Annotated in this window: 13 protein-coding genes; 7 read left to right on the forward strand and 6 right to left on the reverse strand. The window is 71.4% G+C overall.

Annotated elements, in window-relative coordinates; genetic code table 11:
• The first annotated feature begins 146 nt into the window (after window positions 1–146).
• On the forward strand, window positions 147–626 hold the full coding sequence (locus FREUN1FDRAFT_RS10390) for a hypothetical protein (RefSeq protein ID WP_006539981.1): 480 nt from the start codon (window positions 147–149) through the stop codon (window positions 624–626).
• 205 nt (window positions 627–831) lie between these two features.
• Here the strand turns inward: FREUN1FDRAFT_RS10390 and mscL are convergent, their stop codons facing one another.
• The gene (gene mscL / locus FREUN1FDRAFT_RS10395) at window positions 832–1,362 is read right to left on the reverse strand and encodes a large conductance mechanosensitive channel protein MscL (RefSeq protein WP_006539982.1); all 531 of its coding nucleotides are present in this window, start codon (window positions 1,360–1,362) and stop codon (window positions 832–834) included.
• A gap of 139 nt (window positions 1,363–1,501) precedes the next feature.
• Window positions 1,502–3,847, reverse strand: coding sequence for an Hsp70 family protein (locus tag FREUN1FDRAFT_RS10400; protein WP_006539983.1), 2,346 nt, complete (start codon window positions 3,845–3,847; stop codon window positions 1,502–1,504).
• Window positions 3,848–4,415: 568 nt separating this feature from the next.
• Here FREUN1FDRAFT_RS10400 and FREUN1FDRAFT_RS10405 point away from each other — a divergent pair.
• Complete coding sequence (locus FREUN1FDRAFT_RS10405) at window positions 4,416–4,664, forward strand: DUF6158 family protein (protein ID WP_006539984.1); 249 nt, start codon at window positions 4,416–4,418, stop codon at window positions 4,662–4,664.
• A 168-nt stretch (window positions 4,665–4,832) separates the two neighbouring features.
• On the opposite strand, the gene FREUN1FDRAFT_RS10410 is transcribed toward FREUN1FDRAFT_RS10405, so the two are convergent.
• Together FREUN1FDRAFT_RS10410 and FREUN1FDRAFT_RS10415 are read right to left on the reverse strand one after the other, a co-directional pair.
• Complete coding sequence (locus FREUN1FDRAFT_RS10410) at window positions 4,833–5,354, reverse strand: DoxX family protein (protein ID WP_006539985.1); 522 nt, start codon at window positions 5,352–5,354, stop codon at window positions 4,833–4,835.
• Between the two features lie 326 nt (window positions 5,355–5,680).
• Window positions 5,681–6,226 (reverse strand): MarR family winged helix-turn-helix transcriptional regulator, encoded by a 546-nt coding sequence (locus FREUN1FDRAFT_RS10415; protein ID WP_198144292.1) that lies wholly within the window; start codon window positions 6,224–6,226, stop codon window positions 5,681–5,683.
• Between the two features lie 940 nt (window positions 6,227–7,166).
• Here FREUN1FDRAFT_RS10415 and FREUN1FDRAFT_RS10420 point away from each other — a divergent pair.
• The 5 genes from FREUN1FDRAFT_RS10420 (at window position 7,167) to FREUN1FDRAFT_RS45060 (ending at window position 10,450) form a co-directional block, all read left to right on the forward strand.
• Window positions 7,167–7,973 carry a phospholipid-binding protein gene (locus FREUN1FDRAFT_RS10420; protein WP_369809784.1) on the forward strand — a complete coding sequence of 269 codons (807 nt, stop codon included), beginning with the start codon at window positions 7,167–7,169 and terminating at the stop codon, window positions 7,971–7,973.
• Complete coding sequence (locus tag FREUN1FDRAFT_RS10425) at window positions 7,970–8,812, forward strand: metallophosphoesterase (protein WP_006539988.1); 843 nt, start codon at window positions 7,970–7,972, stop codon at window positions 8,810–8,812. Before FREUN1FDRAFT_RS10420 ends, FREUN1FDRAFT_RS10425 begins: the two co-directional genes overlap by 4 nt.
• A 55-nt stretch (window positions 8,813–8,867) precedes the next feature.
• Complete coding sequence (locus tag FREUN1FDRAFT_RS10430; RefSeq protein ID WP_006539989.1) at window positions 8,868–9,293, forward strand: DUF2795 domain-containing protein; 426 nt, start codon at window positions 8,868–8,870, stop codon at window positions 9,291–9,293.
• Window positions 9,294–9,754: 461 nt separating this feature from the next.
• A complete protein-coding gene (locus FREUN1FDRAFT_RS10435) occupies window positions 9,755–10,081 on the forward strand; it encodes a hypothetical protein (protein WP_157474601.1) in 327 nt (108 codons plus the stop codon).
• 9 nt (window positions 10,082–10,090) lie between these two features.
• Window positions 10,091–10,450 carry a hypothetical protein gene (locus FREUN1FDRAFT_RS45060; RefSeq protein ID WP_198144293.1) on the forward strand — a complete coding sequence of 120 codons (360 nt, stop codon included), beginning with the start codon at window positions 10,091–10,093 and terminating at the stop codon, window positions 10,448–10,450.
• Between the two features lie 214 nt (window positions 10,451–10,664).
• Here the strand turns inward: FREUN1FDRAFT_RS45060 and FREUN1FDRAFT_RS41315 are convergent, their stop codons facing one another.
• Entirely contained in the window at window positions 10,665–10,898 is a 234-nt protein-coding gene (locus FREUN1FDRAFT_RS41315; RefSeq protein WP_083828645.1) for a zinc ribbon domain-containing protein, read from the reverse strand.
• A gap of 153 nt (window positions 10,899–11,051) precedes the next feature.
• Complete coding sequence (locus tag FREUN1FDRAFT_RS10440; RefSeq protein ID WP_006539991.1) at window positions 11,052–12,245, reverse strand: thiolase family protein; 1,194 nt, start codon at window positions 12,243–12,245, stop codon at window positions 11,052–11,054.
• Window positions 12,246–12,512 lie beyond the last annotated feature (267 nt).

Genomic DNA, 12,512 nt, shown 5'->3' on the forward strand with positions numbered 1-12,512 from the left:
GTCGGATGTGGTCTGTCGTCAGCCTGACCGGAAACTCACTCGATTTGGCGGCTTTACCTGCGCAGACTGGGTACGTGCAGTCAATGGCTCGCCACCGCCGCCCCGCCTCGCCCCGCCGGTCCGTGCGTCCCGAGGGATCTGTCCGCGTGCGTGCCGCGCGTCCCGCCGTCGCCGCTGCCACTGTGGTGGCGGCGGGCGCCGTGACGGTCGGCACAGCGTTCGCCGTTTCGTCAGGCTCCGCCCCGGCCGTTCGGGTGTCCGCCCCGCGGGCCGAGGTCCAGACCGCGGCGGCCGCCGGGCCGGGAACCGTGACCCCGTCGTCGAGCGAGTCCACGGTGATCGCCGCGGCGGTCCGCGGCAGCTCCCTCACGGCAGCCGTCGCGCCCGGGAGCTATCAGGTGGTGGGCACCGTCCTGGCCCGGTCCGACCAGTCCTGGGCCTGGGTCGAGCTCGTTCCCGTGGTGGCGGATGTCGACCGTGCCGAGGGTGTGCTGCACCGCGGCGCCACGGGGTGGGAGCTGGTCCAGCTGGGGAGCTATGAGGTCGGCTGCGGCCTCGTGCCCGCCGGCGTCGCCGCGGATCTCGAGCTGGAGTGCCCCGGCGACGAGCCGGGCTACGACGCCTGACCCGCCGCTCTGCGGCTGGCCCGGCCTCGACCCCGGCCGCTGCCCCGACTGGCCGCCGCCCTGACCGGCTGCTCTGGACCGGCCGCTGCTCTGCCGGCGGCCCTTACCTGCTGTCGGGCCTTGCTGCTGTCGGGCCCTGCTGTTGTGACTGGGACGGGCGGCGGCGCGAACCGCCGACGCGGCCCGTCCCAGGCCGGGCTCCGGGTCAGGCCCGCGGTGCCGGCGGGGTGTAGGTGGGGCCACCCGCCGGGCCGATGCCGCCGCCCGCCGGGCCGTTGCCCGCGGCGAGCAGGTCACGGATCTCGGTGAGCAGCCGCGTCTCGTCGCTGACCGCCGGCTCGTCCGCCTTCGCCTGCGGCTCACCGCGGCGCCGCATCTCGTTCGCCTTCGCGATGGGCAGCACGATCACAAAGTAGATCACCGCGGCCACGACGAGAAACGAGATCACATCGTTGAGGAACTGCCCGTAGTTGAAGACACTTCCGTTGATCTTGAAATGCAGCTGGGAGAAGTCCGGTTCACCGCCGATCGCGGCGATCAGCGGTGTGAACATGTTGTCCACCAGCGATTTGACGACGGCGGTGAACGCCGTGCCGATGACGACCGCGACGGCCAGGTCGACGATGTTGCCGCGCATCAGGAACTGCTTGAAGCCCCGCAGCCCCGGGCCGATCAGACGGGTGGGGGTCTCGACCACACCACGTCCCCTGCTCGCCGCACTCTGCCATCCGGACATGCCCGCTCCTCCGCACCACTCGCTGCTGGGCCCGACCGCAGGCTGACCTGCCCGGTTCCCCGTATGTCTGCCGTCGGCAGGTTATAGCGGGCTGATAGAGGCCAAAGCGCCAGCTCTCCACCGAACCCGAATCGCTGAATCAGCGGGTTGTGGCGTCCGGTGTGTACGAGATGTCCCAGAGGCGGGCGGTCTTGTCGGTGCTCGTGGTGGCCAGCACCAGGCCGAACGGGGCGAACGTGCAGGCCATGACCGTGCTGGTGTGCCCGGTCAAGGTGGCCACCGCGGTACCGGTGGCGACGTCCCACAGCTTGGCGGTGTCGTCGGTGCTCGCCGTCGCGAGCAGCAGGCCGTCGGGGGAGAAGGCGCAGCTCTGTGCCGAACCGGGCAGCGTGAGCGTGGTCGAGCCGGTCGGGGTGTCCGTCAGGCGGGTGCCGTCGTTGCTGGTCGCGGCGAGCAGCAGGCCGTCGGGGGAGAATGAGCAGCCGTTGGCGTAGTTGGTGTGCCCGTCGAGGTGGTGCACCGTCTCGCCGTTGGTGACGTCCCACAGCAGGGTCTGGTCGGCGCCGGCCGAGACGAGCAGGCGGCCGTCGGGGGAGAACGCGCAGCTGTAGACGGAACCGCGGTGCCCGGCGAGGGTCGCGATGCAGGTGCCGGTCGAGACGCCCCAGAGCCGGACGGTGCGGTCCGTGCTGACCGTGGCCAGCAGGCGGCCGTCGGGGGAGAACGCGCAGCCGTAGACGGGTCCCTTGTGGCCGTTGAGGGCCAGAGTCTGCTTCTCGGTCGCGATCTCCCAGATCCGCGCGGTCTTGTCGTAGCTGGTGGTGGCGAGCAGGCGCCCGTCGGGGGAGAACGCACAGCCGTGCAGGCCGGAGATGCGCCGGCCGCTGAGCTGACCGGCGGCGCGGCCGGTGCCGGCGTCCCACAGCCGGGCGCCGTCCTTGCTGGTGGTGGCCAGCAGCTGGCCGTCGGGGGAGAACGCGGCGCAGGTGACGTCGCGTTCGTGGCCGCTCAGGGTCAGTCGGGACGTGACCTCTACGTGTCTCGACGGGCGGCTGGTGCGTTCGAAGCCGCGCAGGTCAGCGGGCAGCGCGGTGCCGACGGGCGTCGGAGCCGACGGCAGCGTGGTCGCGAGCCAGTCGACGTCCCGGACGGAGGAACCGGGCTCGGCGTGGGTCTCGACGAGACTGCCGGGGGCTTCCGAGGCCAGGTCGAACAGGGCGCCGTCGCTGAGCCGGACCCGAGCGAGCACCGCGCCGGCGTCGAACCGCGCACCGGGCTCGACCAGCCAGCGCACCATCGTGGCTCGCCCACCTGGAATGTCCCACCGGGCTGGCTGCACCACCGGATCGGGCCGGGCCGCGACCATCCGGCGGGTCGACACCGTGGCCGCCCAGGACGCGGCACCGAGGACGACGGCCTGGTCCGGGTCGGGCGCGGTGAAGACATGCTGTGCCGGCCAGTCGGTGCCGACACCGAGCCGCCCGGCGAGGATCTCGGTGACCACCGGCATCCGGGACGCGCCACCGACGGGAAGCACCCCGTCGAGCTTCTCCGGCGAGACCCCGCTGGACTCCAACAGGTGCTGGCAGCAGGCCATCGTCCGGGCAAGTGTGGGGGAGGCCAGCTTGGTGAAGCGGTCCCGGTCCAGGCTGACGAGCAGGCCGGCGGGGCTGAAGACGTCCTCGACGAACGCGACGTCGGTGAGCTGGTGCTTGACCGCGCGAGCGAAGTCGAGCAGCTCGTGGCGGGTGCGGCTGGCGGCGGTCTGGAACACCTCGCCGACACCGCTCGGGTTGAGCAGCGGCTCCAGACCGGGCCCGTAGTGGCCGAGGATCTCGTCGAAGAGCAGCTGGTCGAAGTCCCGGCCGCCGCAGTCGTGCAGTGCGCTGTGCCCGAGCAGCTCGTGCCGGCCGGCCTCGCCGATCAGCAACAGCGCGGCCTCGAACGTGCCGCCGCCGAGGTCGTACACCAGCACCAGGTCGCCGGGCCGCGGGCCACCGCTGCCAAGCGGCGCCCAGGCGACCGCCACCGGCTCGGCGAGCAGGTCGACGTCGACGAAACCGGCCTCCTCGGCCGCGGCGATCATCGCCCGGCGCAGCGGGCCGGCCGGGTCGTAGCTGGCGGGCACGGTGATGACCGCCCGGTGCAGCGCGGCGCCGTCGAGCTGGGCCTCGGCCTCCGCGCGCAGCGCCGCCAGCACCGCGGTGACCAGCGTGGCCGGTGCGTGGCTGCGGCCGTCGAGCACGATGGCGGCGTTGCGGGTCAGCCCGCGTTTGATGCCGCCGTGGTAGGCGCCGGGCCAGATCCGCTTGCGGCGTTCCGCGAGCGTGCCGACGACGACGGAGTCACCGTCGGCGAGAACGGACGAAGGCCAGGCGACGGCACCGCTCGCCGGCTCCCGGATCGCGGTGACCTGGCCGTCGACCACCAGGGCCGCCGACGCGCTGGAGGTGCCGAAGTCGATCGCGAGGATCGGCTCTCCCACCGGCACCCTCCCGTTGACGGTCGCGGCCCGAGCCGCCCGGAACGCCGGGCGAATGATTCACCGTTGGTCGGAGGCCCGACCGTTCGCGTGCGGCGTGATGTCCGGAGATGACCCAGGTCTTCCGGGAATCGTAGCGACGCTCTTCCGTGAGTGGTTCGGCGGGCCGGGTGTGCGACCCGTTCGACTGGGTACGCGACCAAGGGAGATCACCTCGTCGCGGGACGTCGTCGCGCAGCGTCGGCGATCCTAGGGAGGTTTCAGCCATGCACATCGCGATCTCGGCGGAAACGGAACCTCGGCGCGCAGTCAGGCCGCCCGGCCCGGGGCCCGATCCCATTCCACCCGGGCCACTGCCCGACCCGGTGCCGCCGGGCCCGGGGCCTGATCCGGCACCTCCCGGGCCGGGTCCGGATCCGGTGCTGCCCGGGCCCGACCCCGATCCGGTGCCGCCCGGTCCGGTGCCGGATCCGGTGCCACCGCCGCCCGGCCCGGATCTCATTCCCGGGCTGGTGTCCGGCCGGCTTTTCCGCCTGGGCTTTCCCACGACCGACGCGGGTACTGGTGCTTCATGAGCCATCGCCCCGAGGGAATCCCCGCGCCCGAACTGACCGACGCCGATCTCGTCCGCGAAGTGCGTCATCTGCACCTGACCAGGCATGACACGTTTCTCACCGGCAGCGAGGACGCGTTCGAAACGCACACGCAGCGCATGCTGGAACTGGAGCGCGAGTACCTGCGCCGCTTCCCGGACGCGGCGAGCCCGGATCCGCGCAGGACCAGGGCTGGCCGCCGCCGGGCGGCCGGAGTTCCGGCCTAGGGAAGTTCCGGCCCAGGGAGTTTCCTGGGCGGGCTGCCGCCGGTGGGTGCGCACCCGCGACCGGCGGCGGCTCACCGAAGGAGCCCGCTCAGAAAAGCGCCGGGTCGGAAGCCGGGCCAGAAAAGGGCCGGCTTCCGACGGGTCGGCTCAGGACGAGGTCGACTCGGCTCAGGACGAGGTCGACGAGGCCGGCTTGCCGGGCCGCCAGCAGGTTGCCAGCAGTCCGGCCGAGCCGAGGACACCCAGCAGGACGGCGATGAGCCCACCCGCCCAGCCGTTGAGGTCCTCGATCCCGATGACGTTGTCGAGCGAGGCCTTGCCCGGCCCGAGGATGGCGATGCCGGCGCACACCACCGCGATCATCAGGACGTACTCGTAGCCCTGCCCCGGCTTGAAGATGAAGAAGCCGTTCGTGCGGTGCGCGGTGATGCCGGCCACGACCATGGTCCCGATGATCGCGCCCGCGGAGAACGGGGTCAGGAACCCGAAGGCGAGGCCGAACCCGGCGGCGAGCTCCAGCAGGCCGGACGTCCAGGCATGCACGATGCCCGGCTGCAGACCCATGCTGGAGAACCATCCCGCGGTGCCCTTCACGCCGCCCGGCCCGAAGAGGTGGTTGTAGCCGTGCGCGACGATCGTGAGGCCGACGACGACTCTGAGAACGAGCGCCGCGGTGTCGGGCGAGGTCACGGGACCTTCCTCTCCTGGGCGTAAGGACCAGTGGCGATTGTCAGCACTGGTCTGGTCGGATGCTGCAGACGCTAGCGTTACTTCGCCGCAGATTCGACAGCTTGCGCGCAGGAGGCCCCATCGGCCCGGTGCGAGGCGGTGCGGGTGTGGCTCGTCGGGTGTGACCGGTCGGGTGCGCTGCGTGGGCGCGGGCGTGGGTGCCAGAGCGATCCTGGGTGCCAGAGCGATCCTGGGTGCCAGAGCGATCCTGGGGCAGGGCGCCCGGTGGCGGGTGTCGGCCTCACTACTTCGAGTGGTTGCTCTTCTGGCGGTGAGGCCGACCCGGCTCAGACCGCGGCGGTGCCCTCTGCCGCCGAGATCGCGGGGACGGATTCGATGATCCGCGTCAGCATGGAACGCAGCGCGGCGCGCTCGTCCGTGTTCAGGGGGGAGAGCAGGAGGTCGTTCATCCGCTCCACCCGGCTCGCGACCTGGCTGTGGGTGGCCTCGCCGCGCTGCGTCAGGCGCAGGACGTTGCGACGGCCGTCGCGCGGGTCGCGAACGCGGCGGATCAGCCCCCGCTGCACCAGGCGGGCGACGACGTCGGCGACGGTGGAACGATCAAGTGACGCCCGTTCGCCCAGCGTGCGCTGGTCGATGTCGGGGTCGGCGAGCAGGCTGTTGAGAACGACGAACTGCGGTGGGGTCGTCTCGGTGGACACGACAGCTGTCCAGAGTTGATATGTGACCTGCTGCAGACGGCGGGCGAGCTGTCCGGGGTGTGTCGACAGGTCAGCTACGGGCCGTGCGCGGCCGGGGTCGGTCTCCTCGGCCGGCCGTCTCGGTCCCGGGTAGCGCTGGTTCACGGCGTCCTCACGGGTCTCAATGGTCACATAGGCAGATGACGCGGGCGGGGTCAGGGCTTCGTTCCATTCAGGGATGTCGGGCTGGGATGGGTTGGGACGTTCGCGCGCCCGACGGCATGGGGCTTCGCGTTGGTCATCATCTCGCATCTCTACGCCCGTTGCCGGCAAGCCGGAGGAATCGCACGGGGATGACCCCACGGAACGGGTAACTCATCCGGCATGTTCCAAACCGCGCTGTTCGTTCCAAAGATATCCGGTGGATGGTCACCGGTCGGCGTGCCGCGGATCTGCACGGGCATCCAGTGCCTGCCGGTGGGGCGTGCCCGACATGTCATCACGGCCGGCTTGAGGTGTGCCCGGCGGTTCCATTTTGCCGGCTCGAGGGTGGGAGCGTGACGTGTTCGGCGTAGCCCGTGCGGGCCGTTGACGTGCGGCAGGGCTCGGGCGGCGGGTCGCCCGGGAGGTGATCCACCGCCTGGGCCACAAGCGTCCCACCAGATATGTCAGCCAGACCTATGTCATGAAATTTCGACCGGCGACTCCGATGCGGTGCATAGAGTCCCCGAAGGGCGGGATGCGTGCGTCACGGTGGTCCCACGGGGGAACAACACGTAGGACTTCTTCGTCTCCGCTCCGGGTGACGCACTTGGCGCGCAGGGCGGCGATGGCTTACCGGTGGTACTCGTGGAACCACCTGCCGGCTGGAATCAGTGCCATGCTCGTGCGGATGCGCCCGGCGGAAGACCGTGTGCTTACGTGTCGTGAACACGACCATAGGGCTGCGTGTGTCACTGAGGTGCGGTCGGCACCTTGTGTCCGAATTAGCGATGATGTGTCCCGCCGGGGCATGATGCGGGGCGCCCGACACGGATGCGGCGTTCGGGGAGTCACCGACATCGGCGCGGGTACCCCGATGGTCATGGATGATGCACCACGAGGGCTACGGGAAAGCCTCAAACGGGTCGCCGTGACGCTGAAGGAGGCCGAGATCCCCTTCGCGCTCGGCGGCAGCTATGCCTGCTGGGCCCGTGGTGGTCCGGAGCCGGTCCACGACGTCGACTTCATGCTCCGTGAGTCCGACGTCCCCGCAGCCGTGGACGTCCTGCGCTCGGCGGGGCTGCGTCCAGTGGACCCACCTGAGGACTGGCTGACAAAGGTCTACGACGGTGACGTCCTGGTCGATCTCATTCACCACCCGGTCGGCCGGGCGGTGACCGACGAGATGCTCGCGCGCTCGCGTGACCTGTCCGTCGATTCGGTCCGGATGCCCGTCCTCGATGCGACCGACTGGTTCGAGATGACCCTGCTCGCGTTGGACGAGCGATACTGCGATCTCGGCCGGGTACTTCCGATGATTCGCGCGATGCGGGAACAGGTCGACTGGGCCCAGGTTCGGCGGGCCACCGCAGACTCCCCGTTCGCCGAGGCCGCGTTGCTCATCGCGACCCGCCTGAAGCTCATTCCGCCACCCGTCGGAGGGCCCGTGCCTCCGGCGGGGCTGGACGTCACCGAACCCGCGGAGTACCTCGCCGGTGATCTGCATGAGCGCCTCGCCGAGGACCCGCGGGTGGCCGAGCTCGGGCTGGAGGTGACCGTGGGTCCGGCGGGGGTGACCGTGCGAGGCGAGGTCGCGACGGAGGCCCGCCGGCACATGCTGGACGCGGTGGTGGCGGAGCTGGTCCCCGACCGGCCGATCCGCAACGAGGTCACCGTCTCGCACCGGGAGCTGCCACCGACCGCGGAGATCGTGAGAAGCGTGGAGAGCGTGTCATGATCAGGATCGCCGCCGTCGGTGACATCCATCTGGGCACGGACTCCCCGGGCACCTTCGCACCCTGCATGGCCGGGGTCGGCGACCTCGCGGACGTGCTGCTCGTCGCGGGTGATCTCACCCAGCACGGGTCGGTGGCGGAGGCGGAGGTGGTGGCGGGGGAGCTCGTCGGCGCCGAGGTGCCGGTGATCGCGGTGCTCGGCAACCACGACTACCACGATGATCATCCGGACCAGATCGTCTCGGTGCTGGCCGAGGCCGGGGTGCGGACGCTGGAGGGCACCGGGACGGTGCTGCCGGTCGGTGCCGTGCGCCTGGGGGTGGCCGGAACCAAGGGTTTCGGTGGCGGTTTCGCCGGGGCCAGCGGAAGTGACTTCGGCGAGCCGCTGATGAAGACGTTCATCCGCCACTCCAAGGAGGTCAGCGCCGGTCTGCGCACCGCCCTCGACGACCTCGACTGCGACGTGCGCATCGCGCTGACGCACTACTCGCCGGTGCCCGACACCCTCGCCGGGGAGCGTCCGGAGATCTTCCCGTTTCTCGGCAGCTACCACCTGGCGGAGGCGGTCGACGCCGGCCGAGCCCATCTCGCGCTGCACGGGCACGCCCACGCGGGCACCGAGAAGGGGCGCACGGCCGGGGGAGTCCCCGTCCGCAACGTCGCCAGACCGGTGATCGGCCGGGCCTTCGCACTGTACGAGGTCGACGAGGCAGCCTGCGCTCCGCAGGGGACCGCCCCCGTCGCGACGGACCACGCCACGGAGCGGCCTACGGCCGGTCGGCGGCCCGTGTCGTCACCCGAACGGGCCAGTTCGACTACGAATCTGTGGCGTTCGAGGTGAGCATGACCGGCTGATGCGGGTACGCCCAGGACACCAGACGAGAAGGGGCGTGCTCATGTCGATGGATCGGGGCAGTGCCAAGCACGGAGCTGTGCGCGACGAGGTGCTGGCGCACGAGGTCGCAGGCTTCGTCCGCGCGCGTCGGGACACCCGTGTCGACGAGTGGAGGTCGCCGGAGCCGCCGGCGGAGGACACCTCGGCGCTGGCCGCCCGTCCGGACGGTGCGGGCGTCCTCGGCAGTGCCCCGCCCGGCATGACCTCGGCGGACGTGGAGGAACGCTCCGAGCTGGCCCGGTGGCTGGGCCGAGCCGTCTTCCCCGCCGAACGCAACGAGGTGATGGACCACCTGCGCCACCAGCACGCGCCCGACCGGGTGGTCGACGAGGTCGGTGGCGCGCCCGAAGGGATCCAGTTCACGTCGCTGGGGCAGCTCTGGCGTGCGCTGCGGGCTGACGCGCACGTGGAGTCCCGGCGCTACTGAGGCCCGGACCTTCCCGCTGCTGATCCAAACCTGCGACCTGGGTGAGAGACGACGTGGGTGAAAGACCGCCGAGGTTGCCAGGAAGGCTGGTATACGGCCCTCACGCTGGGCACAGGCCTGGCATGGATGGTCCTGTCCTGGAACGACAGCCGAGCCCCCGGCGACGCCCCGCGAAGGCCGGGGCGTCCGCGAGATCCAAGACTTCGGCGGGCTCCGCGGCGTCCGCGGGATCCGCGGGATCCGCGGGATACGCGTCATCGGGATCCGGGAGGCTCGCGAAGTCGGGGCGTACCGCGACCGGTCCCCGCACCGGTCCGCAGCCGCCGAGCCCGATCGCGGTACATCCCGGTCGGGGGCGCGCCGGTCGGGGGCGCGGCGCGGGGACGGCACGCCGTCGCCCCGTCGGGCGCGCCGGCTCCCGCTCCCGTTCCTGCTCCAGGTGGGTGGCCCGGCATCCGGTGGTGTTCGCGCTGGTCGGAGCGGCTGTGCTGCTCGGCTGTTCGGCCCTGCTGGGAGCACTGGACCTGTTCGCCGCGGGCGCTGTCCTCGGCTTCTGGGTCCTGATCGCCGCGACTGGTCTTGTGCTCGGTCGGCCGGGCATCGACTGGCAGATACCGACCGAGCAGCTGCGTCGCGGAGCCAGGGCTGCCGTCGCCGAGACGAGGCACGAGGCACGGATGCTCACCCAGCGTCTGGCCGGCGTCCGGACCGCTCGCCGGAGCGGGCGAGGGAGCGGGACACGCCCGCGGCCGGCCCAGCCAGGCGTGCCCGACCCAGAAGATGGGTAGGGAACCGGCATGGCTGGGACCTTGGACGGTGCGTGTGGACCGGGATCCTCGGACCTGCTGGTGACGCTGGCTGGCGGTCTCGACGAGGCCGAGCGGGTGGAGACCATGCAGATCATCACCCGGCGGCTCATCGCCGAGCGTGCGGCCGCGGCCGGCGGTCAGCGCGAGCGGCAGGTCGACGTGGGGACCCGTAACCGGGCCTCACGGCGGCGTGCCCCGGGTCAGGCTCCGACGCCCACCCACCCCACCAAGCCGTCAGCAGCCACGAAGCCAGCGGGGTCAGCCACGAAGTCTGCCGAGCACCGGGAGTCTGCAGGGCGGCGCGGCGAAGGAGGCTCACGAGGTTCCCGGCAGGGTCGACAGCCTTGATCCGTGTTTCGCGCATCCGGTCCTGCCGGGCTGGTCAGCCGATTGGCGACGTGGCCTCGATGACCCCGCAGAACGGCGCCGACCAGGCTCGGTAGCCGGCCGCGTGTCCATCGCGGGAAGCACGAGCTTCCGGTTGGCGTTGCTGCCGGGCAAGAGTTGAGGATCGTGGTCGTCGGGACGACCAAAATCCCATGAGCTTCGAGCGGCGGCGATCTCAGCCGCAGCAGCCTCCGCCGCAGCAGGCGCCACCACCACCACTGGCCGGTGCGGGCGCGCTCGCCATCGCGGGCGCTGACGCGCCGCGGCTCACCGCGACCGCGGAGAAGACCCGGGAGGTCTCCTGATGGCCCGCGGGGCACAGCGCCGGGGCAGTCGTGTCAGCGTGGATACCGCGACGCACCTCGAAGGAAGCGTCACAGACACGGCATCGGTACTCGTAGGCGGGCACAGAGCAAGGATAGGCCGGTGCCGGGTGCCGCGGGGGCGGAGTCACCCAGCCCGGCCAGTCCAGAATCCTCACATCCGCCTGAGAGCCACAGGCGCCTGGAGAACCTCAGGCGCCTGGAGAGTCACAGGCGCCTGAGAGTCCGACTGATGAGGGTCACAGGCGCTCGAGAATCGTCGCGTTCGCGAGTCCGCCCGCCTCGCACATGGTCTGCAGCCCGTAGCGCCCACCGGTCTGCTCCAGGGCGTGCACCAGGGTCGTCATGATCCGGGCGCCGCTGGCGCCGAGCGGGTGGCCGAGTGCGATCGCACCTCCCCGTGTGTTGACCCGCTCGGCCGGGGCGCCGATCTCGGCTCGCCAGTCCAGGACGACGGTGGCGAACGCCTCGTTCACCTCGAACAGGTCGATGTCGTCGAGCCGCAGCCCGGAGCGTTCCAGCACCCGGCGCGTCGCCGGGATGACCCCGCGCAGCATCAGGAACGGGTCGTCGCCGACGACGACGAAGCTGTGCAGCCGGGCTCGCGGGCGCAGCCCCAGCTCGCGGGCCCGTTCCGAGGTGGTGATCAGCAGCGCCGCGGAGCCGTCGCTGATCTGTGAGGCGTTGCCCGCCGTCACGTTCCAGCCGATCTCCGGGAAACGCGCCGCGGCCGCCTCGTCGTAGTAGGCGGGACGAAGCCCGGCGAGCGCCTCCATGCTCGTCGACGGACGGATCCCCTCGTCGGCGGAGACCTCGACGACCGATCCGTCCGCCTGGGTGACCTTCACCGGCGCGATCTCGGGGGTGAGAAGCCCTTCCCGGGTGGCGGCGAAGGCCCGCTGGTGGCTGGCGAGCGCGAACTCGTCCAGCTGCGCGCGAGGAGTGCCGCGCCGCGCGCCGATGAGCTCCGCGCTGATGCCCTGCGGCACCAGCCCGGCGGGGTAGCGCTCGTTGATGCGGACGCCGCGGCTGTCGCCGGGCTGGGTCGCCGAGCCCATCGGCACTCGGCCCATCGACTCCACTCCGCACGCCACCACCATGTCGTACGCACCGGCGATCACGCCCTGCGCGGCGAAGTGCACGGCCTGCTGGGACGAGCCGCACTGCCGGTCGACGGTGGTGGCCGGCACGGATTCGGGCAGGCCGGCCGCGAGCCCGGCCCAGCGCGCGATGTTCGCGGACTGCTCGCCGGTCTGGGTGACACAGCCGGCGATCACGTCGTCAATGTGCGTGGGATCGATGCCGGCCCGCTCGACCACCGCGGAGATGCTGTGGGCCAGCAGGTCGATGGGGTGGACCGGGGCAAGGCTGCCGGTGGCCCGCCCGCGCCCGATCGGGGTCCGTACCGCTTCGACGATGACGGCGTCACGCATGGAAGACTCCTTCTCCCGAGTGAGTCCGAAAATTGAACTCACTATGTAGGCCAGTCTGGACCTATGGGTTGGAAAAGGCAACTCACTGGTTGCCGCGGCCACGGTCCCGCGTAGCCTGAGCCCGTGACTACTCCGACGGCTGAGGCCGCCGGCTTCTCAGGCCGCGTGCGCGGTCTGACGGGCCAGCCCGGCCCGGAGGGTGTTGACGGCCGCGTTCACGTCGGCGCGGCTCCGCGATCATGAGGATGTCCGAGGCGAGCGTGTCGG

This window comes from Parafrankia sp. EUN1f, assembly GCF_000177675.1.
Taxonomy (GTDB): Bacteria; Actinomycetota; Actinomycetes; order Frankiales; family Frankiaceae; genus Parafrankia.

Bases quoted from the DNA above. Each gene is read 5' to 3' on its own strand.
- mscL (WP_006539982.1), bottom strand. From the start codon at position 1,362: ATGTCCGGATGGCAGAGTGCGGCGAGCAGGGGACGTGGTGTGGTCGAG.
- FREUN1FDRAFT_RS10405 (WP_006539984.1), top strand. From the start codon at position 4,416: ATGAGCCATCGCCCCGAGGGAATCCCCGCGCCCGAACTGACCGACGCC.
- FREUN1FDRAFT_RS10425 (WP_006539988.1), top strand. From the start codon at position 7,970: ATGATCAGGATCGCCGCCGTCGGTGACATCCATCTGGGCACGGACTCC.
- FREUN1FDRAFT_RS10430 (WP_006539989.1), top strand. From the start codon at position 8,868: ATGTCGATGGATCGGGGCAGTGCCAAGCACGGAGCTGTGCGCGACGAG.
- FREUN1FDRAFT_RS45060 (WP_198144293.1), top strand. From the start codon at position 10,091: ATGGCTGGGACCTTGGACGGTGCGTGTGGACCGGGATCCTCGGACCTG.
- FREUN1FDRAFT_RS10440 (WP_006539991.1), bottom strand. From the start codon at position 12,245: ATGCGTGACGCCGTCATCGTCGAAGCGGTACGGACCCCGATCGGGCGC.